This window comes from Intestinimonas sp. UBA1698, from assembly GCF_002320075.1.
Taxonomy (GTDB): domain Bacteria; phylum Bacillota; class Clostridia; order Oscillospirales; family Oscillospiraceae; genus Intestinimonas; species Intestinimonas massiliensis.
Genome location: NZ_DCJO01000034.1, coordinates 16693 through 39823, shown reverse-complemented (window position 1 = coordinate 39823; position 23131 = coordinate 16693). Strand labels below are relative to the sequence as shown.

Annotated in this window: 23 protein-coding genes; 13 read left to right on the top strand and 10 right to left on the bottom strand. The window is 65.3% G+C overall.

Annotated features, from left to right (window positions below; translation table 11 throughout):
* The first annotated feature begins 141 nt into the window (after window positions 1–141).
* On the top strand, window positions 142–780 hold the full coding sequence (locus B3H64_RS08175; protein WP_286734349.1) for a YitT family protein: 639 nt from the start codon (window positions 142–144) through the stop codon (window positions 778–780).
* Window positions 781–837: 57 nt separating this feature from the next.
* Here B3H64_RS08175 and B3H64_RS08170 read toward each other — a convergent pair whose 3' ends face one another.
* From B3H64_RS08170 to B3H64_RS08150, 5 genes are all read right to left on the bottom strand, one after another.
* Window positions 838–2427: an MBL fold metallo-hydrolase RNA specificity domain-containing protein gene (locus B3H64_RS08170; protein ID WP_286734347.1), complete on the bottom strand. Its 1590-nt coding sequence runs from the start codon at window positions 2425–2427 to the stop codon at window positions 838–840.
* A 122-nt stretch (window positions 2428–2549) separates the two neighbouring features.
* Window positions 2550–2696 carry a hypothetical protein gene (locus B3H64_RS08165; RefSeq protein ID WP_286734346.1) on the bottom strand — a complete coding sequence of 49 codons (147 nt, stop codon included), beginning with the start codon at window positions 2694–2696 and terminating at the stop codon, window positions 2550–2552.
* A 247-nt stretch (window positions 2697–2943) separates the two neighbouring features.
* Window positions 2944–4962 (bottom strand): LTA synthase family protein, encoded by a 2019-nt coding sequence (locus B3H64_RS08160; RefSeq protein WP_286734343.1) that lies wholly within the window; start codon window positions 4960–4962, stop codon window positions 2944–2946.
* 164 nt (window positions 4963–5126) lie between these two features.
* Window positions 5127–6554, bottom strand: coding sequence for a pyruvate kinase (pyk, locus tag B3H64_RS08155; RefSeq protein WP_050619084.1), 1428 nt, complete (start codon window positions 6552–6554; stop codon window positions 5127–5129).
* A 192-nt stretch (window positions 6555–6746) separates the two neighbouring features.
* Window positions 6747–7700, bottom strand: coding sequence for a hemolysin family protein (locus tag B3H64_RS08150; protein ID WP_050619085.1), 954 nt, complete (start codon window positions 7698–7700; stop codon window positions 6747–6749).
* A gap of 219 nt (window positions 7701–7919) precedes the next feature.
* On the opposite strand from B3H64_RS08150, the gene B3H64_RS08145 reads away from it, so the two are divergent.
* Both B3H64_RS08145 and B3H64_RS08140 read left to right on the top strand, forming a co-directional pair.
* On the top strand, window positions 7920–9194 hold the full coding sequence (locus B3H64_RS08145) for a chloride channel protein (RefSeq protein WP_050619086.1): 1275 nt from the start codon (window positions 7920–7922) through the stop codon (window positions 9192–9194).
* 4 nt (window positions 9195–9198) lie between these two features.
* Window positions 9199–10791, top strand: a complete 1593-nt coding sequence (locus B3H64_RS08140; RefSeq protein ID WP_286734337.1) for an amidohydrolase — start codon at window positions 9199–9201, stop codon at window positions 10789–10791.
* Between the two features lie 3 nt (window positions 10792–10794).
* Here B3H64_RS08140 and B3H64_RS08135 read toward each other — a convergent pair whose 3' ends face one another.
* On the bottom strand, window positions 10795–11034 hold the full coding sequence (locus tag B3H64_RS08135) for a hypothetical protein (protein ID WP_050619088.1): 240 nt from the start codon (window positions 11032–11034) through the stop codon (window positions 10795–10797).
* Between the two features lie 71 nt (window positions 11035–11105).
* Here B3H64_RS08135 and B3H64_RS08130 point away from each other — a divergent pair, with 71 nt between their 5' ends.
* From B3H64_RS08130 to B3H64_RS08090, 9 genes are all read left to right on the top strand, one after another.
* On the top strand, window positions 11106–11318 hold the full coding sequence (locus tag B3H64_RS08130; protein ID WP_050619089.1) for a helix-turn-helix domain-containing protein: 213 nt from the start codon (window positions 11106–11108) through the stop codon (window positions 11316–11318).
* 379 nt (window positions 11319–11697) lie between these two features.
* A complete protein-coding gene (sdaAB, locus tag B3H64_RS08125) occupies window positions 11698–12366 on the top strand; it encodes an L-serine ammonia-lyase, iron-sulfur-dependent subunit beta (protein WP_286734333.1) in 669 nt (222 codons plus the stop codon).
* Window position 12367: 1 nt separating this feature from the next.
* Window positions 12368–13225: an L-serine ammonia-lyase, iron-sulfur-dependent, subunit alpha gene (gene sdaAA / locus B3H64_RS08120; protein ID WP_286734332.1), complete on the top strand. Its 858-nt coding sequence runs from the start codon at window positions 12368–12370 to the stop codon at window positions 13223–13225.
* 20 nt (window positions 13226–13245) lie between these two features.
* Window positions 13246–13623: a VOC family protein gene (locus B3H64_RS08115; RefSeq protein WP_050619092.1), complete on the top strand. Its 378-nt coding sequence runs from the start codon at window positions 13246–13248 to the stop codon at window positions 13621–13623.
* Window positions 13624–13626: 3 nt separating this feature from the next.
* Complete coding sequence (locus B3H64_RS08110) at window positions 13627–14709, top strand: acyltransferase (RefSeq protein WP_286734329.1); 1083 nt, start codon at window positions 13627–13629, stop codon at window positions 14707–14709.
* Between the two features lie 19 nt (window positions 14710–14728).
* A complete protein-coding gene (locus tag B3H64_RS08105) occupies window positions 14729–15751 on the top strand; it encodes an acyltransferase (RefSeq protein ID WP_286734326.1) in 1023 nt (340 codons plus the stop codon).
* A 21-nt stretch (window positions 15752–15772) separates the two neighbouring features.
* Window positions 15773–17203: an MBOAT family O-acyltransferase gene (locus B3H64_RS08100; RefSeq protein ID WP_286734325.1), complete on the top strand. Its 1431-nt coding sequence runs from the start codon at window positions 15773–15775 to the stop codon at window positions 17201–17203.
* 12 nt (window positions 17204–17215) lie between these two features.
* The gene (locus tag B3H64_RS08095; protein WP_050619096.1) at window positions 17216–18595 is read left to right on the top strand and encodes an alginate O-acetyltransferase AlgX-related protein; all 1380 of its coding nucleotides are present in this window, start codon (window positions 17216–17218) and stop codon (window positions 18593–18595) included.
* A gap of 20 nt (window positions 18596–18615) precedes the next feature.
* Window positions 18616–19806 (top strand): MFS transporter, encoded by a 1191-nt coding sequence (locus B3H64_RS08090; protein WP_286734324.1) that lies wholly within the window; start codon window positions 18616–18618, stop codon window positions 19804–19806.
* A gap of 34 nt (window positions 19807–19840) precedes the next feature.
* On the opposite strand, the gene B3H64_RS08085 is transcribed toward B3H64_RS08090, so the two are convergent.
* Both B3H64_RS08085 and B3H64_RS08080 read right to left on the bottom strand, forming a co-directional pair.
* Window positions 19841–20362, bottom strand: coding sequence for a spore maturation protein (locus tag B3H64_RS08085; protein WP_050619097.1), 522 nt, complete (start codon window positions 20360–20362; stop codon window positions 19841–19843).
* A gap of 1 nt (window position 20363) precedes the next feature.
* Window positions 20364–20942, bottom strand: coding sequence for a nucleoside recognition domain-containing protein (locus B3H64_RS08080; protein WP_050619098.1), 579 nt, complete (start codon window positions 20940–20942; stop codon window positions 20364–20366).
* Between the two features lie 200 nt (window positions 20943–21142).
* Here B3H64_RS08080 and B3H64_RS08075 point away from each other — a divergent pair, with 200 nt between their 5' ends.
* Window positions 21143–21385 (top strand): AbrB/MazE/SpoVT family DNA-binding domain-containing protein, encoded by a 243-nt coding sequence (locus B3H64_RS08075; RefSeq protein ID WP_050619099.1) that lies wholly within the window; start codon window positions 21143–21145, stop codon window positions 21383–21385.
* A 182-nt stretch (window positions 21386–21567) separates the two neighbouring features.
* On the opposite strand, the gene rsmI is transcribed toward B3H64_RS08075, so the two are convergent.
* Entirely contained in the window at window positions 21568–22410 is an 843-nt protein-coding gene (rsmI, locus tag B3H64_RS08070) for a 16S rRNA (cytidine(1402)-2'-O)-methyltransferase (protein ID WP_050619100.1), read from the bottom strand.
* A gap of 22 nt (window positions 22411–22432) precedes the next feature.
* A complete protein-coding gene (locus B3H64_RS08065; protein WP_050619101.1) occupies window positions 22433–23122 on the bottom strand; it encodes a tRNA1(Val) (adenine(37)-N6)-methyltransferase in 690 nt (229 codons plus the stop codon).
* Window positions 23123–23131: the final 9 nt, after the last annotated feature.

Sequence of the window (23131 nt, the reverse complement as noted above, 5' to 3'; positions counted from 1 at the left end):
GGAGATGGGAGGAGGCCGGAGGACCGGGGCCGCCGTTGGGCCCTATCCCGCTCTATTCCGGTCTATCCTCTTCCTTCCGCTTTGCGCGGGGCCGGGTTTTCTGCTATACTGTAAACAGCAAAATGTGTGAGGAGTTTCATTATGTTTACCCGCAAGAGCCTGGAAAAACCGGTGTTTTTGTACCTTATCATCGTTTTGGGCGCCTGCATTCTCTCCTTCGGGCTTTACAACATCCATGAGCGCACCGGCATCACCGAAGGAGGCGTGCTGGGCATGACTCTGCTGCTCCAGCACTGGTTCGGTCTTTCCCCCGCCATCACCAGCCCCGTTATGGACATCGCCTGCTATCTGCTGGCCTGGCATTTTCTGGGCAACGCCTTTGCCAAGTACGCCGTGGCGGCCAGTCTGGCCTTCGCCGCCTCCCACGCCCTGTGGGAGCAGTTCCCGCCCCTGCTGCCCGACCTGTCCGCTTTTCCCATGGCCGCCGCCATTCTGGGCGCGCTCTTTGTGGGGCTGGGGGTGGGGCTGGTGGTGCGCATCGGCGGCGCCTGCGGCGGGGACGACGCTCTGGCCCTCACCATCGCCCATGTGAGCCGCTGGCCCATCTCCCGGTGCTACCTGTTCACCGATCTGGCGGTACTGCTGCTCTCCCTGACCTATATCCCCTTTGCCCGCATCGTCTATTCCCTGGTCACCGTCACCATCTCCTCGGTGGTCATCGGCCGGGTACAGCGTCTGGGCGTCCGGGCGCCCGAGGCGGAAACCGCCGTGGACGCCTGATTCCGTCCGGAAGCGGCGCGGCCCGAAGCAGAGTGCTTCGGGCCGCTTTTTTGCTGCTTATCGGTCCCACTTTTGGATGAGGGCCATGAGCTCCTTCTCGAACTGAGCCAGGTCCTTGTTGGTGCCGCCCTTGTTGTGGCGGATGGTCTCCAGCAGGTTCTGTCCGGCACTCTCCAGCTTCCGGTAGGCGGGAGAGCCGCTGACCGCGGACACCGCCTTGGGCGGCAGAGGCACTCCGGCCGCCAGCATCCGGTCCGCCGCCAGGTCGTAGACCTCCTCGTACTCGGCGGCGTGGGCGGAGATGCCCGCGTCCCGCAGGTGCTGGGCGAAGATCTCGGTCACCGGGGCGTCCCCGTGGACCACGAACACATGGCTGGGATGGGGGGCAAAGTGCCCGACCCAGGCCAGCAGGTGATCCCGGTCTGCGTGGGAGGACATACCCTTGAAGTTGACGATGCGGGCCCGGACGGCGATTTCCTCGCCGAACAGGCGTACGGAGGAGGCCCCCTCCAGCAGGGCCCGGCCCAGGGAGCCCTCGGCCTGGTAGCCCACGAAGACGATGGTGGACTCCGGCCGCCACAGGTTGTGCTTCAAATGGTGCCGGATGCGCCCGGCGTCGCACATACCGGAGGCCGAGATGATGACCTTGGAGGCTTTGTCCAGATTCAGGGCCTTGGACTCCTCGCTGGACTCGGTGAGGGTCAGGCCCGGGAACTGGAACAGCGCCCCGCCCTTCAGGGCCTCAATGGCGGCCTCGTCCAGATAGCCATGCAGGTCGCCGGAGAAGATCCGGGTGGCCTCGTTGGCCAGGGGGGAGTCCACGCAGACGGGGAAGTCCGGGTGGGTCCTCACCAGGCCCCGCTCCTTCATCTCACGGATGAAGTACAAAAGCTCCTGGGTACGGCCCACGGCGAAGGAGGGGATGATGACGTTGCCCCCCCGGGCAAAGGTCTCGTCGATGATGGCGGCCAGAGCCTCGGTATAGCTCTCCGGCACCTCGTGGAGCCGGTCGCCGTAGGTGCTCTCCATGACCACGTAGTCGGCCTCGTCGATGTACTGAGGGTCCCGGATGATGGGCTGGTCCCGGTTGCCCAGGTCGCCGGAAAAGACAATCTTTTTGGTGACCCCGTCCTCCGTGAGCCACAGCTCCACACAGGCGGAGCCCAGCAGATGGCCCGCGTCCACGAAGCGCAGGCGGACTCCCTCGCACAGATCTACCAGCTCGCCGTACTCACAGGTGGTCACCAGCTCCAAGGCCGCCTCGGCGTCTGCGATGGTGTAGAGGGGCTCCACCGGCGCCCGGCCCGCCCGCTTGCCCTTCTGGTTCTGCCACTGGGCGTCGGACTCCTGGATGTGAGCGGAGTCCCGCAGCATGATGGACATGAGCTGCCCCGTCAGGCGGGTGGCAACGATCTTGCCGTGGAAGCCCTGCTTGACCAGCAGGGGAATGCGGCCGGAGTGGTCGATGTGGGCATGGGTGACGATGACATAATCGATATATCCGGGGGCGAAGTCCAGCACCCGGTTGTCCCGCTCGTCTCTGCCCTGCTGGAGGCCGCAGTCGATGAGGATCTTCTTGCCGCCCACCTCCAGGCAGTGGCAGCTTCCGGTGACCGCCTTGGCCGCGCCGAAAAAGGTTAACTTCATGGGGCACCTCCCTGTTTTTCTATGCTACTATTCTAAGCGTTTCCGCGCCGGGTGTAAAGGCCTTTGGTTATGTTAACGAAAAGTTAAAAACTGCGGGCCCCGGAGGGGCCCCCAGTTTTTCTTCACAGATCCGCCGCCAGATCTCCTACCCGGTACCAGCGGGCGCAGCCGTCGGCCTGAATGGTGGTGTAAGCTCCGGGGCCGCCCCACAGAGCCGGCGCGGAGGAGGCCTCCATACACCGATAGCTCTCCGTATCCAGGTACTCCACTCCGTTCTTTTCATAGGTCCGGAGATCGGACCCGTTCCGGGCCCAGAGCCGGGCAGGGAGAGGTATTGCTCCGCCAGGCCCGCATCCACTTTTGATCGAGATAGATGCGGCCATTGGCTTGTGGCTCCGCCGTACTGGGCGGCAGCCTTGATGGCGGCCGGAGCCGCCTCCTGCCGGCCAGCGTTCGGAGTCTCCGCCGCAGCCCCAACGGCAAGTGAAGCTTCTTTTCAAACGGAAAGGAGGCCGGTCAACCGGCCTCCTCCCGGGTGGGCAGCGTGAAAAAGTCCGCTGTCGCGTCAGTCTTATCAAAAATCACATTGTACTGGAGCATCTCGTACTCCTTCAGGGCGGCCTGGGCCCCCGCGGAGAGTTGGCTGCGCCGGCGCACCCAGGTGCCGTCGGTGTCCCGGAAGCCAACGGCATTGACCACCGGCACCGTCTGGCGCAGCTCATTCAGAAATTGCTGGTAGCCGGTCTGGGGCAGGTTGGCGGTCTCGGCCAACAGAGCGGACAGGTAGTTGAGGGACAGCTCCACCCCCTGGGCCTCCGGGATGTCGTAGTTGGCCCAGATGACGAAGGGCACCGCCTGGCGCTTCTGGGCGGTGGCGGCGTCCCAGGTGTCCTCGCTGCCGCCCAGCATCTTGGTATAGAAGCTGGTGGCCACCTGGGGCTGGTGGTCCCCAAACAGGAGGATCATGGTGGGCTCCTCCACCTGGGAGAAATAGTTGATCAGGTACCGAAAGGCGTTGTCGCTCTGCTTGATGAGGGACAGGTACTGGTCCACGGTGGGGAACCGCCCGGCCAGCACCCCGGTGAGCTCCGCCGTCCGCTCCAGACCGTCCCAGGGCTTGTCATAGCCGCTGTGATTCTGCATGGTGACGTTAAAGAGGAAGAGCGGCTGTCCCTCTTCCTTCTCCTCGTACAGACGGATCAGGCTCTCATAGTCGGACTGGTCGCTGATGTACTCCCGGATAAGGCTGGTGTCGGTGAGGTCGTCCTGAAACAGCACCGTGTCGAAGCCGAAGTCGGCGTATACCGCCCGCCGGTTCCAGCCGGAGGCCAGATAGGGGTGTAGGAACACGGTGTCGTAGCCCAGGTCCTTCATCTGAGCGCCCAGGTTGGGGGTCCCGTCGGCAACGTAGAGGTGGAAGGGCACCGTGCCCTCCGGGAGAAAGGCGGTGGTGTTGCCGGTGAGGAACTCGTACTCCGAGTTGGCGGTGGTGCCGCCGAACACTGAGGCGTAGGCCGTTCCCCTGACGGTGTTCTCGCTCAGGGAACGGAAAAAGGGGAGAAAATCCTCGCTGACGGGCACTTCGCCCAGCACGCTCAAGTCGGAGAAGGACTCGTTCATGATGACGATGAGATTCTCCGGCCGGGTGCCCTGCGCCGCGGCGCCGGCGGCATAGCCCTCTGTCAGGCCGTCAAGGGCCTCCTGGGAGTAGCCCTCCGGCTCCGACACCCTGGAGTAGCGCAGACAGACCGAGAAATTGAGCAGGAAGCCGTTGCCCCGGGTGGTCCACATGGAGGGCTCGATCTCCAGTGCGGAGAGGAAGCCGGTGCCGAAAAAGACCGCCAGGTAGGCCGCCGCCACACCCACCGCGGGGAGGGTGATCCAAAGCCGCGGCAGGCTGCGGCCCTGCTGCCGGGGGAGCTTCCACAGCACCAGCAGGCACAGGGCCAGCACCAGCAGACACTGGAGCTGGGTGGCGTCCAGCCGGTAATCGTAGTTGCCGGCCACGTTGGCGGCAGTGCGCAGGGTCAGCAGATCGCCGGGGAAGATGGTGCGGCCCCGAAACCGGATGACGTAGCGGTTGGCCATGCCGATGGCGAAGCACAGGGTCAGGGCCGTCCCGGCGGACAGGTTCCGCCGCCCCAGCAGCAGATAGAGCCCGCAGGCGATCAGGTAATACCAGGCCAGGTTCAGGGCCACCTGGAGCTTGGAGAAGCTGGACCAGGGCTGGTTCCAGTTCATCTGCTCCACCATACTGTAGGAGACCAGAGGCCCCAGGGCAAAGCACAGCCGGGAGAGCAGCAGGCCCAGGCTGCGGCCCATGTCCACCCGCAGGGCGGTGAGGGTGCCGAAGGTCAGCGCCCAGAGTCCGGCGGGGATGGGGTCCATGCCGAACCAGAGCAGCCCGGCCAGCACGGCGGCAAACAGGGCCAGTCCGGCCCAGACCCCGCCCCGCCAGACCGCGACGGACAGGTGAAACCGGGACAGGGCATGCTCCGGCGTGGTATGGAATTTTGTGGGGTTGAGTACGCTCATGACGGTATCCTTTTCCTTTGAATCTGCAAAATTGAGTTACATTTTATACTTGCGCAGGGTAAAAATCAAGTAAGAGAGCCTTACGTTTTCTTTACGATTCATCCTATGGAAATAAGACGAGCCCCCGCCGGAAAAGTTCCGGCGGGGGCTTCTTTTCTGTTTTGTCACAGCGTTTCCTGGACGATCTGGGCTTTGATGAGGTTGGTGGAGCCGCTCTTGCCGATGGGCACGCCGGCGGTGATGACCACGGTGTCGCCGGGCTTCACCATGCCCTCCTTGCGGGCGCACTCCACGCACAGGGAGAACAGCCGGTCAGTGGAATCCACCGTGCCGGACAGGCAGGGCTTCACCCCCCAGGAGATGGCCAGTTGCCGCCGGACCTTCTCGGTCTGGCACATGGCCACGATGGGGCAGGGGGGGCGATAGCGGGAGATCATCCGGGCGGTGTGGCCGGAATTGGTGGCGGTGAGGATGGCGTTGGCTTCCAGGTCCATGGCGGTCAGGCAGCAGGTATGGGTGATGGCGTCGTTGATGGTGCTCTCGGGCACGGTCTTGCGCTCCCGGAAGCGGCCCCAGTAGTCGATGGCCCCCTCGGCGGCGGTCACGGTGTCCACCATGGTCTGCAAGGCCTCCACCGGGTACTTGCCGGAGGCGGTCTCGCCGGAGAGCATGACGCAGGAGGTGCCATCGAACACGGCGTTGGCCACGTCGGAGACCTCCGCCCGGGTGGGACGGGGGTTGCGGATCATGGAATCCAGCATCTGGGTGGCGGTGATGACCGGCTTGCCCTCCCGGATGGTGGCCTTGATCATCTTCTTCTGGAGGATGGGCACCTCATGGGCGGGGATCTCCACCCCCAGATCGCCCCGGGCCACCATCACGCCGTCGGCCACCTCGATGATATCCAGCAGGTTGTCCACGCCCTCCCGGTTCTCGATCTTGGCGATGATGCGGATGTCATCCCCGCCGTACTGGTGCAGGCACTCCCGGATGTCCCGGATGTCGCTGGCCTTGCGGACGAAGGAGGCGGCCACGAAGTCAAAGTCGTTCTCCGCGCCGAACTTCAGGTCCTCCCGGTCCTTCTCGGTCAGGGAGGGCAGCAGGATGTGCACGTCGGGGATGTTGATGGACTTGTTGCTGGACAGGGGGCCGCCGTTGTCCACCGAGCACAGGATGTCGTGGCCCCGGATCTCCCGGACGCTCAGCTCGATGAGGCCGTCGTCCACCAGCACCCGGTGGCCCGGCTTGAGCTCCTCGTGGAGGTTCTGGTAGGTGACGGACACCCGCCGCCCGTCACCGGGCACGTCGTCGGTGGTCAGGGTAAAGTCCTGCCCTCTCTCCAGGGTAATGGGGCCCTTTTCAAAGGTCTTGATGCGAATCTCCGGCCCCTTGGTGTCCAGAATGGTGGCCACCGGGACCCCCATCTCGTCTCGGACTCGCTTGAGCTTGGTCAGTTGAGCCAGATGGCTCTCGTGGGTGCCGTGGGAAAAATTAAAGCGGGCGGCGTTCATGCCCGAACAAATCAACTGGCGGATGATCTCCTCGCTGTCCGCCGCGGGCCCGAGGGTACAGACGACCTTGGTCTTTCTCATAAAATGCGAACCTCCCATGTTCCTTTGTATGGCGGTCAATTCTTTCAATCGAAACCTCGCTTGCTATCATACTACAGGCGGCGCTATTTTTCAAAACAAATTTTTGTGAATTTTATAGCTTTTCGTATTTCCCGGAAAAAGTCCGAAGGACGGCCCGGCGCGCCGCGCCGGAACCGCCCTGTGCCCCACATGTTATTTCTCCGCATCCGGGTCCGGCTGCGGTTCCCGCCTGGACACCAGGGCCCAGTCCACCCGGCGGTCGCTGAAGTCCTCCACATGGATGTGCAAGCCGCAGGCGTCCACATCGAACTGGGCGCCATCCTCGGGGATCACCGAGAGCTGGTCGAACACCAGCCCGCCCAACGTGTCGCACTCCTCGTCCTCGGGAAACTCCAGGCCCAGGGCCTCGCCCACGTCCTCCAGGTCGGCGGAGCCTGCAATCCGCCACAGGTTGTCCTCCAACTGGACGATCTCCTGGTCCTCCTGCGGGTCAAACTCGTCGTAGATGTTGCCCACGATCTCCTCCAACAGGTCCTCCATGGTCACCAGGCCGGAGGTACCGCCGTACTCGTCCACCACGATGGCCATATGTACCTTTTTGCTCTGCATGTCCCGGAAGAGGACGTCCGCCCGGACCGACTCGGGCACGAAATAGGCGCTGCGCAGCAGCTCCTTCACGGGCTTGGGCGCATCCAGCCGGGCGTTGAGCAGATAGTCCCGGGTGCTGAGGATGCCGATGATGTCGTCGGCATCCTCCTCATAGACCGGAAACCGGGACAGCCCGGAGGACCGGATGGTCTCCATGATCTCCTCGTCGGTGTCGCCGGTCCAGACCATCACCATATCGGTGCGGTGGACCATCACATCCTCGGCCACAGTGTCGTTGAAGTCAAAGACGTTTTCGATCATCTCTTTTTCGTCGGCCTCCATGGCGCCTTTTTCCTCGCTGATGTCCATAAGCGCGCGGAGCTGCTCCTCGGACACCGATTCCCGGCCCGCGTCGGGCCGGATGCGGGTGATGCGGAGGAAGGCGTTACAGGCGGCCTCCAGCCCCCGCCGAAAGGGCTTGACGGCGGCGGCGAGCAGGGCGCCCGCCAAAAACAGGGCCGCGCCGCAGAGTATGAACGGCCATACCGGGTCCGGCATGGAGGATTCCCCCTTAAAACAGTCATTTCAGCCGGAATTTCTTCGCAAAAGGCTCCAGCATATTCATGATACAATACTATGGCCTGAAATGCAAATTTTTTCACGGAAAAGTTCAAAAGCGCCCTCCGTTATGATATAATAGCCGCTGCATGGCCGCGCTATGCGCTTTTGGGCGCCGCCGCTGCCCTTCTTTCAACTTTTTGCGGAGATGATGTTTCCATGAAGCTGTCTGCGGACATGCTGCGCGCCCACGGGCTGGATCTTTTGGATTTTCTGCGCCGGGGTGTTTTCGCCGTTCTGATCGGCCTGCTGGTCGGAGCGGTGGGCGTGGCCTTCCACTTTGGTATCGACCTGGTCACCCAGCTCCGCCAGGCCCACAACTGGTTCATTCTGCTGCTGCCCGTCGGCGGTCTGGCCATCATTCTGCTCTACCGGGCCTGCGGCATGGAACAGGATCGGGGCACCAACCTGGTGCTGGTGGCCGTCCGGGAGCACGAGCCCATGCACCTGCGCACCGCCCCCCTCATCTTCCTGTCCACCTGTATCACCCATCTGGTGGGCGGCTCTGCGGGCCGGGAGGGGGCCGCCCTCCAGTTGGGGGCCTCCATCTCCAACAAGATCGCCCACGCCATGGGCGTGGAGCCGGAGGAGGGCCGGATGCTCACCGTCTGCGGCATGGCCGCCGCCTTCTCCGCCCTCTTCGGCACCCCCCTCACCGCCGCCCTCTTTGCGCTGGAGGTGGTCCACGTGGGGGTCATCCAGTACGCCGCCCTGGTCCCCGCCTTTCTCTCCTCCCTGGTGGGCTATCTGCTGGCGGGCTGGATGGGGGTGGCCCCTACCGCCTACGCCGTCTCCGGCCTGCCCGGCCTGGCTGCCGGACCTCTGGTCCAGGTCATCGTCCTGGGCGGTCTGTGCGCCCTGCTGTCCATCCTGTTCTGCAAGACCATGCACACCGTGGGCCGCCTCTACGCCCAGTTTTTGCCCGATCCTCGGCTCCGGGCAGTCGTGGGCGGCTGCATCATGGTGGCCCTGTCTCTGCTGGACGGCGGGCTGGCCGACCAGGTATACAACGGCGCGGGCGGCAATCTCATCGAGGCCGCCGTCAACGGGAACGGCGCAGGGGTGGCCCCCTGGGCCTTCCTGGTCAAGATCCTCTTTACCACCCTCACCCTGGGGGCGGGCTTCCGTGGGGGCGAGATTGTCCCGACCTTCGCCTGCGGGGCCACCTTCGGCTGCACCGTGGCCCCTCTGCTGGGACTGTCCCCCTCCTTCGGCGGAGCGGTGGGCGTGGTGGCTGCCTTCTGTGGCGTCACCAACTGCCCCCTGTCCTCCATCCTTCTGGCCTATGAGCTTTTCGGCGGCCGGGGCCTGCCCCTGTTCGCCCTGGCTATCGCCGTGTCCTACCGTCTGTCCGGCTATACCGGGCTGTATAGCGAGCAGCAAATCGTGTATTCTAAAATCATCCCCAGACAAATCAACAAGAAGGCGGAGTGACGCAATGCGCAGCACCCTTTATACCAATGGCAGTATTTTGACCATGGAGCCCGGTCCCCGGCCGGAAGCCCTGCTGGTCACGGACGGGCGGATCGCCGCGCTGGGCGGGGCGGCTACCCTGTCCGCCCTGGCTCCGGATGCGGAGCGGCGGGATCTGGCGGGCGGAGCCCTGCTCCCCGCCTTTCTCGACGCCCACTCCCACATCACCGCCCTGGCCGCCACCATGGGTCTGTGCGACCTGTCCCCAAGCACCAGTCTGCACCATATGGCGGATATCCTGTGGACTTTTGAGGAGGATACGGACCCGCCCGCCGACGGCTGGATTCTGGGCTTCGGCTACGACCACACCGCCCTGGCCGAGCGGGCCCACCCCACCCGACAGTTCTTGGACGCCGCCCTACCCGGGCGGAAGGTCCTGCTCACCCACGCCTCGGGCCATATGGGGGTCGCCAGCACCGCCGCCCTGCGCGCCATGGGCATCACGGCGGACACCCCCGACCCGGAGGGAGGAAGGATCGGCCGGGAGGCCGACGGCAGAACCCCCTCCGGCTACCTGGAGGAAACTGCCTTCCGCCTGGCTGCGGCCCGGGTCCCGGCGGCTCCCCAGGCCGACCCGCTGGCCGGGCTGCGGCTGGCCCAGCAGATCTATCTGTCCCAGGGCATCACGCTGGTGCAGGACGGGCTGACCGGCGCGGGTGAGTTTCAGCTTCTCCACGCCGCCGCCCGCACCGGCACCCTGGCGGTGAACGTGGTGGGCTATGCCGACCTGAAAAAAGCCCCAGAGCTCTCTCGCCAGTCGGAGTTCTGGCAGCGGACCAGCCGTCGGCTGCGGCTGGGCGGCTACAAGATCCTTCTGGACGGCTCTCCCCAGGGCCGCACGGCCTGGATGCTGGAGCCCTACGCCGGCGGCGCGCCCGATGACCGGGGCTACCCCGCATACACCGACGAGGAGGTCACCGGCTTCGTCCGTACTGCCCTGTCAGAAGGGGTGCAGCTTCTGGCCCACTGTAACGGGGACGCGGCCTGCGCCCAGTTCATCCGCTGCTGCCGGGCTGCCCAGGCGGCGGAGGACCGCCCTGTCCGGGACATCCGTCCGGTGATGATCCACGCCCAGTTGGTCACCCCCGGCCAGTTGGCCGAGCTGAAGGAGCTGGGCATTCTCCCCTCCTTTTTCGCCGCCCACCTCTGGTACTGGGGGGATGTGCACCGGGAGAACCTCGGTCCCCGCCGGGCCGCCTCCATCAGTCCGCTGGCTGCCGCCGTCCGGCTGGGCCTGCCCTTTACCCTGCATCAGGACACCCCCGTCATCGCCCCCAATATGCTGGAGAGCATCTGGTGCGCCGTCAACCGAATTACCCGGAATGGCGGGGTGCTGGGGCCGGAGTACCGCATCTCCGCCTATGAGGCGTTGAAAGCAGTCACCGTCCACGCCGCCTGGCAGTATGCTCTGGAGGGGGAGCGGGGCTCCCTGGCCCCGGGCAAGACGGCGGACCTGGTGCTCCTGGACCGGGACCCCACGGCCGTGGAGCCCATGGCCATTCGGGACATCCGGGTGCTGGAGACCATCCGGGAGGGAGAGACCCTGTACCGAGCCTGAGCTTCAGGCCCGCAGGCTCCCCAGCGCCAGCCCCAGGGCCAGCGTCCGGAGAAAGAGGCTCTTCCGGCTCTCCTGATCCAGCTCGTTGTCGGCCCGGCAGTAGGCCCGAAAGGCAGAGGCGCACGCCGAGGTCAGCAGCTCCTCTTCCAGGGCTTCCCGGCGGAGGCTGGCCTCCCGGTGACCGGGGATATAGGGGAGGTTTTGCTCGGTGAGCTCGAAGAGCTCCTGCAATAAGTCGGACATATGCATACCTCCTGATCAATCGTTCACCTCATTATAGCATGAATGTTTGTTCATGTCAAGGAGTGATAACCATGGATATCTTTGCACAACGACTGCGAATTTTGCGGCAGAATCTGGGCGTGACACAAGAGACTGTCGCAGATGCCATTGGCGTCACCAGCCGGACCTATATCCGTTATGAGAAAGGCGAACGGGAACCTGTGATTTCCTTGTTAACCGTAATTGCCGATTACTTTGATGTTTCCGCCGACTATTTGCTGGGCCGTTCAGACCAGCGGAAGTAGAAGGCCCCCTGCCTCCGGCGGCGCCCCTTTTCTGGAAAAGGGGCGGGAAAAGCAGTCAGGGCGGGGGATTCCGATTTCCCCCGCCCCGACACCCCACCCCTTGAAACGGCCAATCAGGGGGGACCGCGGTCCCCCCTATTGGATGTACCCCCCTGGGGGGCGCGCCCGGGGGAATGAATCCAAACAAGGGGGCCGCAGCCCCCTTGGCTGGTCGTTTTAAGGGGAGATTCCAAAGAGGGGGAAATCGAAATCCCCCTCTTTGGCCCTTCTTTCCGTCCCCTTTCTTCGGGAAGAAAGGGGACCCCTGCGCGGGAGCGCCGCTCCCATGCGGGGGGCCATTCCGGAGTGCCCCCCATTTCTTTCCCCAAAGGAGATCGTCATGAACATCTTCGACATCATGGGTCCCATCATGGTGGGCCCTTCGTCCTCCCACACCGCCGGGGCGGCCCGCATCGGGCTCATCACCCGGCGGCTGCTGGGCGAACAGCCCGTGGCCGCCGCCCTCATCCTCCACGGCTCCTTCGCCGCCACCGGCCGGGGCCACGGCACCGACCGGGCGCTGGTGGCCGGCCTGCTGGGCCTGCCCCCGGACGACCCACGCCTGCCCCAGTCCTTCGTCCTGGCCCGGGAGGCGGGCATGGACCTCAGTGTCTCCGCCGCCGTCATCCGGGGCACCCACCCCAACACCGCCATCCTCCGGGTGGAGAACCGGGAGGGCCGGGTGCTGGAGGTCAACGCCTCCTCCCTGGGGGGCGGCCGGGTCCGGGTCAACGCCATCGACGGCATGGAGGCCACCTTCACCGGCGACTACCCCACCCTCATCATCCGCAACGAGGACAAGCCCGGCCAGGTGGCCGAGGTGGCCGGGCTGCTGTCCGAGCACGGGGTGAACATCGCCGCCATGCAGCTCTACCGGGACCGCCGGGGCGGCCTGGCCGTCATGGTCATCGAGAGCGACCAGCCCATCCCCGAGGGGATGGCCGACTACCTGCGCACCCTGCCCGGCATCGTCCGGTGCACGTATCTGAACATGGGGGAGGCGGACTGATATGGCGTTTCATTCTGTGGAGCACCTGCTCCGGGCCGCACTGGACCGCCCGCTGTGGGAGGCTGTGCTGCTGGACGACCTGCGGGACCGGGGTGTGGAGCGGGAGGCCTCTTGGACCCGGATGGCCGGGTTGTGGGAGGCCATGCGGGCCTCGGTGGCGGGCTACGACCCGGACAAGCGCTCGGCCTGCGGGCTCACCGGCGGAGCCGCCGCCAAGGTGGAGGCCGCCGGGGTGGAGCTCTCCGGGGCCTTCGTCACCCAGGTCATGGCCACCGCCCTCAAGGTGGCCGAGTGCAATTCCTGCATGGGCCGCATCGTGGCCGCCCCTACCGCGGGGGCCAGCGGCGTGCTCCCGGCGGTGCTGCTGCCGGTGCAGGCGAAATACGCCCTCTCCGACGAGGAGATTCTCCGGGCACTCTACGTCTCCGCCGGCTTCGGGCAGGTCATCGCCACCCGGGCCTCCATCGCCGGGGCGGAGGGGGGCTGTCAGGCCGAGGTGGGCTCCGCCTCAGCCATGGCCGCCGCCGCCCTGGTCCACCTGCTGGGCGGCAGCCCGGAGCAGATGGCCGCCGCCTGCGCCACGGCCCTGCAAAACCTGATGGGTCTGGTGTGCGACCCGGTGGCCGGGCTGGTGGAGCTGCCCTGCGTAGGCCGCAACGTCATCGGGGCCATGAATGCCCTGTCTGCCGCCGAACTGGCTTTGGCCGGGGCGGCCAGCCCCATCCCCTGCGACGAGGTCATTGACGCCATGCGGGCGGTGGGGGACCAGATGCCCACCGCTCTGAAGGAGACCGGAGGCGGCGGCATCGCCGCCACGCCCACGGGCCGCCGCATCGCCGAGCAGATGCGCGGTCCCTGATTTGGAAAGGAGAAAGAGACATGATTCGTTTTGCCCATGAAAATTTCAACGTACTGGACCTGGACCGCAGCCTGAACTTCTACCGGGACGCCCTGGGCCTGGCCCCCACCCGAGAGATCAACGCCAAGGACGGCTCCTTCCGGCTGGTCTATCTGGGGGACGGGGTCACCGGCTTTGAGCTGGAGCTGACCTGGCTGAAGGACCGCACGGAGGCCTATGATCTGGGTGAGGGGGAGTTTCACCTGGCCTTCGTCACCGACGAATTCGACGTCTGGCACACCAAGCACCGGGAGATGGGCTGCATCTGCTTTGAAAACCCGGCTATGGGCATCTATTTCATCGAGGACCCCGACGGCTACTGGATCGAGATCATCCCCGACCGGAAGCCCAAACCGTAACCCATGGCAAGAAGCGACCAGGGCCGGCTGGCCTATGCCGATCTGCTGCGGGTGTTCGCCTGTCTGGCCGTCATCGTGGTCCACGTCTCCGGCGGCTGGCTGGAGTCCCTCCCCGCCGGGACCGCGGACTGGAACCTCCTCAACGCCTGGGACTGCCTGGCCCACTGGTGCGTCCCGGTATTTGTCATGTGCTCGGGCATGTTCCTGTTGGACCCCAAAAAGTCCCTCGCCTGGCCCCACCTGCTGTTCCGCTATCTGCTGCGGGTGGTCGTGGCCCTGGTGTTCTGGGGCGTGGTCTATGCCCTGATGAACACCGCCCTCTTCCGCGGCCTCACCCTGCGGGGGGTGCTGGACGCCCTGTACGCCGTGGTGCTGGGCAGCGTGCCCACCCATCTGTGGTTTTTGTATATGGTAGCGGGGCTCTATCTGCTCACCCCCCTGCTCCGCGCCTTCGTCCGGGGCGCCAGGCGCAGCGATTTCCACTGGTTCTTTCTGGTGGTTTTTCTCTTCGTCTATGTGCTGCCCCTGTTCCTGCGGCTCCGGGGCAGCCAGACGGTGGAGCTCTACGCCAACAAGCTCTACCTCAACTTCACCCTGGCCTACCCGCCCCTGGCCTACGTGGGGTACTTCGTGGCGGGGTACTATTTGAAGGAGTACACCCTGGGCCGGGTGGCAGAGGGCCTGATCTACGTGCTGGGCGTCGCCGGGGCGGCCGCCACGGTATGGGGCTCCGCCGCCCTCAACGCGGGCAACGGCCCGGGAGAGTTCAACGGCCTGATGATGAGCTACCTCACCCCCAACGTGTGCGCCATGTCGGTGGCCGTGTTTGTCCTGTTCCGGTATGTGCTGGGCCTCAGCGACGAGCGCTCCCGCCGGGCCCGGGTCAGCCATGCCGCCGACTACACCTTCGGCGTCTATCTGGTCCACGTGGTCTTCCTCACCCTGCTGCGTTACTTCGGCCTGTCCAATCCGCCCATCACTCCGGCGCTGGCGGTGCCTCTGCTGACTCTGGCCATCGCGGTGCCCAGCTTCGCCGTATCCTGGCTCCTCCACAAGATCCCGGTGGTGGGCCGCTACATCACCTGACCCAAAGGAGGTCCTCCCCATGGATACCCTGCTGGAGCGCCCCACGGACGGGCGGACGGGACGTCTGGCCTGGGCCGACCTGCTGCGGGTCCTGACCACCTTTGCCGTGGTCCTGCTCCACACCTCCACCACCTGGCTGGCCCTGGCGGAGGAGGGCTCGGCGGAGTGGACGGCGCTGATGGCCTGGGACGGGCTGACCCGCTGGTGCGTGCCGGTCTTCGTCCTGCTGTCGGGCGCTTTCCTGCTGGACCCGAATAAGCCGCTGACCGTTCGCTTCCTGCTCCGGGGCCGTCTGCCCCGCATCCTCGCCGCCCTGCTGGCCTGGGGTTTTTTCTACAATCTCATTTACTTTCGCAACGCCGGGGCGGCGGGCGTGCGGAACGCCCTGCTGCTCACTCTGCGGGGGCAGACGGAGTATCACCTGTGGTATCTCTACATGCTGCTGGGTCTGTACCTGCTCACCCCCGTCCTCCGGGGATTGGTCCGGGGCTGCTCCCGACGGGAGCTGGAGTGGCTGCTGGCCCTCTGGTTCCTGGCGGGGCTGCTGCTCCCCACCGTTTTGAGCTACTTTCCCAGCGTCGGAGCGCAAAGCTGGCTCAAGCAGCTTGACCTTCCCCTCATCGGGGGCTATCCGGGCTATTACGTGGCGGGGTACTACCTGCGGACCTATGACCTGAGGCCCCATGTCCGGTACGCCGTCTACACCCTGGGTCTGTCCGGTCTGGCCGCCACCCTGGCGCTGGGGGGCGACGTATACGGCTACCTCACCCCCAACGTGGCCTGCACCGCCTGCGCCCTGTTTTTGCTGTGCAGGCAATGCCGCCTCCGCCCCAGCCGGGTGGCAGGCCTGTCCGACTGCTCCTTCGGCGTCTATCTGAGCCACGTCTTTTTTCTCATGCTCCTCAACCATTTCGGCCTGACTACCCTCCGCTTCACCCCCTGGCTGTCGGCGCCGCTGCTGTCCCTGGCGGTCTTCTTCTGCGCCGCCGGCACCGCACGGGCGCTGCGGAAGCTCCCGGTGGTGGGAGCCTACATTACGTAACCCATAAGGAGTCTGCCACCCATGCTCTTCTCCAGTTCGGTCTTTCTCTTCGCCTACCTGCCCATTGTCCTGGTGGTCTATTACATCCCCCTCCGGGGCCTGCGTCGGGCGCAGAATCTCTTCCTGCTGGCGGCCTCCCTGCTTTTTTACGCCTGGGGGGAGCCCTGGTTTGTGCTGGTCATGGCGGCCTCCATCGCGGCCAACTACGGCTTCGGCCTCTGGGTTCACGCCCGGCTGTGCCGCTGCCGGAGCGTCCGGCTGCCGGTGGCGGCGGCGGCAGTCTGCAACCTGGGGCTGCTCTTTGTCTTCAAGTACCTCACCTTCACCCTGACCAACCTGGGCCGGCTGGGTCTTTCGGTCCCCGTTCCGGTCATTGGCCTGCCCATCGGCATCTCCTTTTTTACCTTCCAGGCCATGAGCTACGTCTTTGACGTGGCCCGGGGCGAGACCCGGGTCCAGCGCAGCCTTGCGGACCTGGGGCTGTATATCTCCTTCTTTCCCCAGCTCATCGCCGGGCCCATCGTCAAATACTCCACCATCGCGGAAGAGATCCTCCACCGCCGGGAGAACTGGGCGGATTTCTCCGCCGGGTGCTGCCGGTTCGTGGTGGGGCTGGGGAAGAAGGTATTGCTGGCCAACCAGTTGGCCAGCATTGCCGACGCCGCCTGGGGGACGGTCGGCGTCGGCCTGTCCATGCCCTTCGCCTGGCTGGGCTCGCTGTGCTATACCCTTCAGATCTACTTTGACTTTTCCGGCTACTCCGACATGGCCATCGGCCTGGGCCGGATGTTTGGCTTTCATTTTTTGGAAAACTTTAACTACCCCTATCTCTCCACCTCCATCACCGAGTTCTGGCGGCGTTGGCACATCTCCCTGTCCTCCTGGTTCCGGGACTACGTCTACATCCCTTTGGGCGGCTCCCGGGTGGACCAAAGCTGGAAGCTGCTGCGGAATCTGTTCGTAGTCTGGCTGCTTACCGGCGTGTGGCACGGGGCCAACTGGACCTTCGTGTGCTGGGGGCTGTACTATTTCGTCCTGCTGTGCCTGGAAAAATTCTGGCATGCTGGCGAGTGGCTGCCCCGGCCCCTGAAAGGAGTGTTCACCTTCCTGCTGGTCAACTTCGGCTGGGTCCTCTTCCGGGCCGACGACCTGAGCGCTGCCGGGCGGTTTTGGGCGGCCATGTTCCATTTTGGCGCCCAGCCCGACCCGCTGGACCGGGCGGGCTACTACCTGCGGCAGTACGCTGTAGTGCTGCTCTTCGCCGCGCTGTTCGCTTTTCCCGTGGCCCGGTGGCTGTCCGTGCGGGTGGGCGGCTATCTGCGCCGCTACGCCGCCCACGTCCTGCCCATGTGGGGGGCGGTCTACTCCCTGACCCTGCTCACCGTCCTGCTGGCGGCGGCGGCCTATCTGGTGAAGGGCACCTATAACCCCTTCATCTACTTCAATTTCTAGAGGAGGTCCACCATGGCAAACCGCGAATCCTGGGGGGCCGTTCTCTTTCTGGCCGCCCTGCTGGCCGGGGCGGTCTTTCTTTTCTCCGGTCTCTACGCCCCCGGTCCGGAGCGGGCGGGCGTACTCCTGCCCCAGCGGAGCGCCGCTTACGTCACCCGCCTGTCCCGGGACCTGGGCCGCTCTGCGCCGGGCATTTCCGGACAGGCTGAGGCGGTGAAGCCCACTCCCCTGCTGGACGCCGTTCAGGAAAAAATCGCCGCCGCCGAACCCGCCGCCAACTCCCTGCTGGACCGCAATCACCTGTTCATCCAGCTCTACGGCGCCGCCCAGCGCCTGACCCAGCGGCAGGTGGTGGACGACGCCGACCCCCGCTATTCGGTGGTCCGGCTCACCGACGGCACCCTCACCTTCGTCAACGCCGAGGAGGCGGACACCGCCTCCCACGGTAAGGCCCTGGCCCGGCTGCGGGACCAGCTTGGCAAGCGGGACATCCCCCTGCTCTACCTCCAGGCCCCCGGCAAGGTGGCGCCGGAGGACGACCGCCTGCCCGCGGGGGTGACAGATCACAGCAACGACTACGCCGACGCCCTGCTGGCCGAGCTGGAGGTCCATGGTGTGGACTATGTGGACTTCCGGGACCTGTTCGCCGCCATGGAGGACCGGGACTGGAGCTCCTGGTTCTTCGCCACCGACCACCACTGGACCCCCGAGGCGGCCTTCACCGCCTGCGGCGCGCTGTTCGAGCTTCTGGCGTCCGACTACGGCTATTCCACCCCGGCCGAGTACAGCGACCCTTCCCAGTTCACCGTGGAGGCCTGGGAGGACTGGTTCCTGGGCAGCCTGGGCAAGCGGGTGGGCACCCTCTACGGCGGGGTGGACGGCATCGAGCTGTGGAAGCCCGTCTTTGAGACTGATTTCACCTACTCGGTGCCCATCTACGAGATTGAGCGCACCGGCCCCTTCGAGGAGTCCCTCCTCTTCCCCGAACGCCTGGAGGAGAAGGACTACTTTGGCGGCAACCCCTACACACTCTACGCTGGGGGCGACTACCCCCTGGCCCGCATCTACAACCACACAGACGAGGACGGGCCCCGCATCCTGCTGCTGCGGGACTCCTACGCCTGTGCCATGACCCCCTTCCTGGCCCTGGGCTGCTCTGAGCTCATCACCGTGGACCTGCGCTACTTTCACGAAAATCTGCTGACCTACGTGGACTGGCTCAAGCCCGATCTGGTGCTGGTGCTGTACACCACCGGCAGCGTAGCGCAGGACGCCCTGTTCGAGTTTCTCCCCACTCCGGAGGCCGACCCCGCCGAAAGCGGTCCGCCCGCCGTACAGCGCCCCCTGCCCGCCGGCGCCGGCGCGGCCGCCGAACATCAAAAATCCGATTGAATCGTAAAGTAGGTGTCTGTTTGAAGGCTCTCCCCTCCGCCCGTCGCCTGGATTACCACTACATCGCCATGCAGGCCGGTTTCTGGGCCATGTTTGCCGCCATCTGCGCCTACCAGGCCGCGCTGCTCCAAGGCCGCGGCTTCTCCAACGGCCAGGTGGGCCTCATCATCGCCGTGCGCTGCCTGGCAGGCATCGTCTGCCAGCCCGCGCTGGGCGGCTTTGCCGACCGCCACCCCCACATTCCCCTCAAGTACATCGTCTCTGCCTCCCTGGGCCTCAGCTTCGTCGCCGGAGTGATCTTCACCCTCCTCCCCATGGGCATGGCCGGAACTTTGGCGGTATTCGTCGTCATCGGCGGACTGGAGCTGTCCGCCTATCCTCTGATGGACGCCATGGCCATCCAATTCATCAACGCCGGGGCGCCCATTCGGTACAGCCTGGGCCGGGGCATCGGCTCCTTCGCCTATGCCGTGTGTTGTGTGGTCCTGGGGCTCCAGGTGGGCCGCTGGGGGGTGGAGTCGGTGCTGATCACCCATACCGCCCTGGTCATTCTGGAGATCCTCCTGGTGGGCACCTATCCCCCCTTCCGGGCCGAGGCCCCCGCCCCAGGGGCGGAGGCCTCCGGGCCCCACTCCGCCCTCTATCTGCTGCGGCACAATCCCCGGTTCACCCTCATGCTGCTGGGGGTCCTGTGCGGCCTTACCGGCATCCTGCCCATGTCCAACTTTCTGGTCAACGTGGTGCTGGACCGGGGCGGGACACAGCCCGACCTGGGCGCCGCCCTGTTCGTCATGGCGGCCTGCGAGCTGCCCACCGCCTTCCTCTTTCAGCGCCTGCTGCGGCGCTGGGGCAGCGCCCGTCTGCTGATGGTCAGCCTGGCCTGCGGCGGGCTGAAGGCCGTGGGGCTGCTGCTGGCCCCCAGCTACCTCTGGGTCTGTCTGGTGCAGTCCTTCCAGATGCTGGGTTATGGCCTGTTCACCCCTTCCTCGGTATACTACGTAAACGAGTCGGTCCCCGCCGGGGACCGGGTCCGGGGCCAGACCATCATGATGGTCGCCTCCAACGGTCTGGGCGGCGTGCTGGGCAGCCTGCTGGCCGGGCAGGTACTGGACCGCTGGGGCGTAGATCGGATGCTGCTCTTCTGCGCCGCCCTGTGCGCCGCCGGGGCTCTGCTGGCCGGACTGTCTCTGCGCCGGCCCAAGGCCGCGTAAAAGGGCCCCGGCGGCCGCCGGAGCCCTTTTGTTTTCACTCAAACAGCACCCGCACCGCCCAGGCGGCCGCCATAAACCCCGCCAGGTCGGCGCAGAGGGCGGCCGGGACTGCGTAGCGGGTCTTGACAATGCCCGCTGCCCCGAAATAGACGGCTATGGTGTAAAAGGTGGTCTCGGTGGAACCCAGCATCACCGCCGCCGTCCGGCCGATGAGGGAGTCCGGCCCATAGGTCTGGATGAGCTCGGCCCCCACCCCCAGGGCAGCGCTGCCGCTGACCGGCCGGACCAGCAGCAGGGCGATGGTCTCCACGGGGATGCCCAGCCGGGCCAGCACCGGAGAGAGTGCCTCCCCCGCCAGCTCCAGGGCGCCGGAAGCTCGGAGCATATACACCGCCGTCAGCAGGCCGATGAGGGGCGGTACGATGCGGATCAGGACCCCAAGGCCGTCTCCCGCCCCCTGGACCAGGGCGTCGTATACGTCCACCCGCCGCAGCATGCCGTACAGGGCCACCACGGCGATGATAAGGGGCACCAGCATGGTGAAGATGAGATCCATATCATGTCCTCCAGATCTTTGCGAAGAGCTTGGCCGCCAGGATACCTACGCTCACCGAGATGGCCGAGGCCAGCCAGGTGGCGGGCAGGATATCGAAGGGTGCGGCGCACCCGGCTCCGGCCCGTACCGCCGCCACGGTGGTGGGGATAAGCTGGATGGAGGCGGTGTTGCACACCACCAGCATGCAAAGCGCGTCGTTGGCCACACCCGGGGTCCTGCGGCTCATCTTCCGGGCGGCCTCCAGACCCAGGGGCGTGGCAGCGTTGCCCAGCCCCAGCAAATTAGCCGACACATTGGCCGCAATGGTGTCCATCACCTCCCTGTCCCGGGCGAAGGCGGGGTAGAGCCGCCGGAGCACCGGCATCAGCAGCCGGGACAGCTTCTGGGACAGGCCGGAGCGCCGCATGATCTCCATGACCCCCATCCACAGGCACAGCACACCCGCCAGGGAGAGGCACAGCTCCACCGCCGCCGCCGCCCCGTCCAGGGCGGCCGTGGCCACCGCCGGTCCGCGGCCCGTCGCCAGTCCGCACAGGATGGATACCAGGACCATCCCGGTCCAAATGATCGACATCGCCATGTCCCACACTCCCCTCAGCCTTCATCATACGTGGCGAAACGTAGAAACATGCCTTCCGGTTTTAGGATAAATTTGGCAAGATTTCTCACAAATATTTTCCATTTACCAATTGACATTTCTATACTCCATGTTATAATACTGTCAGATATTGGTCTATTTGTGGGAAAATTGTTGCCTTTATCTGGAAAGGGGTTTCTGCCATGAAGTCAACCGGAATTGTACGTAAAGTAGATGAGCTTGGGCGCATCGTGCTGCCGATCGAGCTGCGGCGCACTCTCGATATCGCCGAAAAAGACTCGCTGGAGATCTATGTGGATGGTGCATCCATCGTCCTCAAAAAGTATCAGCCGGCCTGCATCTTCTGCGATGATGCCAAGGATGTAATTAATTTTAAGGGGAAAAACGTTTGCCCCAACTGCATCCGTGAGCTGATGAGCAAGTAAAGTTTTTGCAAAGAAAAAGTCACCGGAAATCCAGGTGGTGCGGATTTCCAGTGACTTTTTCTTTTGTCTGATCCGCTCCGGGCCCCGCAGGTCCTGCTATAATCAGAGGTTATATTGCAAAATATATATACTGATTGTATAATTATGCTTTCCATTTTATTACATAATAGGGATGTCGCCGCTCATTCGTCCTTCTTCGACGACACCGCCCGGTCATAAAGGGCCTTGCGCGGAAGTCCCAGCTCCGCCGCCGCCTGCCGGGCGGCGTCCTTCAGGGAGCAGCCCTGGCCTTGCAGAGCAAGCAGCCGTGCCAGCCCGTCCTCCAGGGTGGCACTGTCCTCTGCGGGCGGGCAGCCCCCCTCCACCACCAGGACGAACTCCCCCTTGGGCGGGTTTTCCTCATACCACGCGGCCGCCTCGCCCAGGGTGGTGCGGCGGACCTCCTCGTGGAGCTTGGTGAGCTCCCGGCACAGAGAGATACGCCGCTCGGGGCCAAAGGTATCCCGCAGATCCCGCAGGGTGGCCGTCAGCTTGTGGGGCGCCTCGTAGAACAGCATGGTCCGCTGCTCACCCCGGAGCTGCTCCAGGTGGGCCCGGCGATTTTTCTTGTTCATAGCCAAAAATCCCTCAAAGGTAAACCGGCCGGTGGGCAGGCCCGAGGCCGCCAGCGCGGTGACCAGGGCGCAAGGTCCCGGGATGGAAACCACGCTCACACCGGCGGCGGCGCACTGGGCCACCAACTCCTCGCCGGGGTCGCTGACCGCAGGGGTGCCCGCGTCAGTGACCAGAGCGCAGTCTTCGCCCGCCAGAAGGCGGCTGAGGACCGCCGCCCCGCTGGCGCCGGTGTTGTGCCGGTAATAGCTCAGCATCGGCTTTTTCAGCCCCAGATGATTGAGTAGCTTCACGGTGACACGGGTGTCCTCAGCGGCGATGAAGTCCACCGCCGCCAGGGTATCGGCCATCCGCCGGGAGATATCTCCCAGGTTGCCGATGGGGGTGGGGACCAGGTACAAGGTTCCGGGCATATTGTCTCCTCCTCGGTCAATTTCATGGGGTGCGCAGCAGGGCGGGCAGAATCTCCAGCCCCGGCCTGCCCTGACGGACAGCCTCGGCCAGCACCGCCGAGGGCGGGGCATCCGCCCGGTGTTGGACCAGCCGCAGCCGCTTGGGCTCCAGCCCATGGGACCGCAAGGCCTCCAGCAGGTCGGCCAGCCGCTCCGGCCGGTGGACCAGGGCAAAGCGCCCGCCGTTTCGCACCAGCCGCCCGGCGGCAGCGCACAGCTCGTCCAGGGTACAGGCGTGCTCCATCCGGGCGGACCCGCCGGACGCCCCGCCGCCCTCCCGGAACCAGGGCGGGTTGGACACCGCTAGGTCAAAACTGCCGGCGGGCAGCAGTTCCGGGTCCCGCAGATCCCCGGCGCAGACGCGCCCTTCCACGCCGTTTTCCCGAAAGTTCCGGTCCGCCACCGCAGCGGCGGCCGGGTTCCGTTCCACACCGGTGAGGGCCAGGCTGGGCTCCCGCTCCAGCAGAAGCAGCCCCAGCGCCCCGGAGCCGCAGCCCAGATCACACACCCGCCAGCCCCGCCGCAGGGTGGCAAAGTCCCCCAGGGCCAGGGTGTCGCCCCCCAGGGGGAAGCAGTCCGCCGTCTGTACCAGGGTATAGCGCCCCAGCCGCTCTGTCCGCTCTATGGTAATCCGTCCCCCTTGCGTGGTATACTGGTTTTTGCATCCATCCATCGTGAAAGT

Coding starts and splice junctions, on each gene's coding strand:
- B3H64_RS08175 (WP_286734349.1), top strand. CDS start 142: ATGTTTACCCGCAAGAGCCTGGAAAAACCGGTGTTTTTGTACCTTATC.
- B3H64_RS08170 (WP_286734347.1), bottom strand. CDS start 2,427: ATGAAGTTAACCTTTTTCGGCGCGGCCAAGGCGGTCACCGGAAGCTGC.
- B3H64_RS08160 (WP_286734343.1), bottom strand. CDS start 4,962: ATGAGCGTACTCAACCCCACAAAATTCCATACCACGCCGGAGCATGCC.
- pyk (WP_050619084.1), bottom strand. CDS start 6,554: ATGAGAAAGACCAAGGTCGTCTGTACCCTCGGGCCCGCGGCGGACAGC.
- B3H64_RS08150 (WP_050619085.1), bottom strand. CDS start 7,700: ATGCCGGACCCGGTATGGCCGTTCATACTCTGCGGCGCGGCCCTGTTT.
- B3H64_RS08145 (WP_050619086.1), top strand. CDS start 7,920: ATGAAGCTGTCTGCGGACATGCTGCGCGCCCACGGGCTGGATCTTTTG.
- B3H64_RS08140 (WP_286734337.1), top strand. CDS start 9,199: ATGCGCAGCACCCTTTATACCAATGGCAGTATTTTGACCATGGAGCCC.
- B3H64_RS08135 (WP_050619088.1), bottom strand. CDS start 11,034: ATGTCCGACTTATTGCAGGAGCTCTTCGAGCTCACCGAGCAAAACCTC.
- B3H64_RS08130 (WP_050619089.1), top strand. CDS start 11,106: ATGGATATCTTTGCACAACGACTGCGAATTTTGCGGCAGAATCTGGGC.
- sdaAB (WP_286734333.1), top strand. CDS start 11,698: ATGAACATCTTCGACATCATGGGTCCCATCATGGTGGGCCCTTCGTCC.
- sdaAA (WP_286734332.1), top strand. CDS start 12,368: ATGGCGTTTCATTCTGTGGAGCACCTGCTCCGGGCCGCACTGGACCGC.
- B3H64_RS08115 (WP_050619092.1), top strand. CDS start 13,246: ATGATTCGTTTTGCCCATGAAAATTTCAACGTACTGGACCTGGACCGC.
- B3H64_RS08110 (WP_286734329.1), top strand. CDS start 13,627: ATGGCAAGAAGCGACCAGGGCCGGCTGGCCTATGCCGATCTGCTGCGG.
- B3H64_RS08105 (WP_286734326.1), top strand. CDS start 14,729: ATGGATACCCTGCTGGAGCGCCCCACGGACGGGCGGACGGGACGTCTG.
- B3H64_RS08100 (WP_286734325.1), top strand. CDS start 15,773: ATGCTCTTCTCCAGTTCGGTCTTTCTCTTCGCCTACCTGCCCATTGTC.
- B3H64_RS08095 (WP_050619096.1), top strand. CDS start 17,216: ATGGCAAACCGCGAATCCTGGGGGGCCGTTCTCTTTCTGGCCGCCCTG.
- B3H64_RS08085 (WP_050619097.1), bottom strand. CDS start 20,362: ATGGATCTCATCTTCACCATGCTGGTGCCCCTTATCATCGCCGTGGTG.
- B3H64_RS08080 (WP_050619098.1), bottom strand. CDS start 20,942: ATGGCGATGTCGATCATTTGGACCGGGATGGTCCTGGTATCCATCCTG.
- B3H64_RS08075 (WP_050619099.1), top strand. CDS start 21,143: ATGAAGTCAACCGGAATTGTACGTAAAGTAGATGAGCTTGGGCGCATC.
- rsmI (WP_050619100.1), bottom strand. CDS start 22,410: ATGCCCGGAACCTTGTACCTGGTCCCCACCCCCATCGGCAACCTGGGA.
- B3H64_RS08065 (WP_050619101.1), bottom strand. CDS start 23,122: ATGGATGGATGCAAAAACCAGTATACCACGCAAGGGGGACGGATTACC.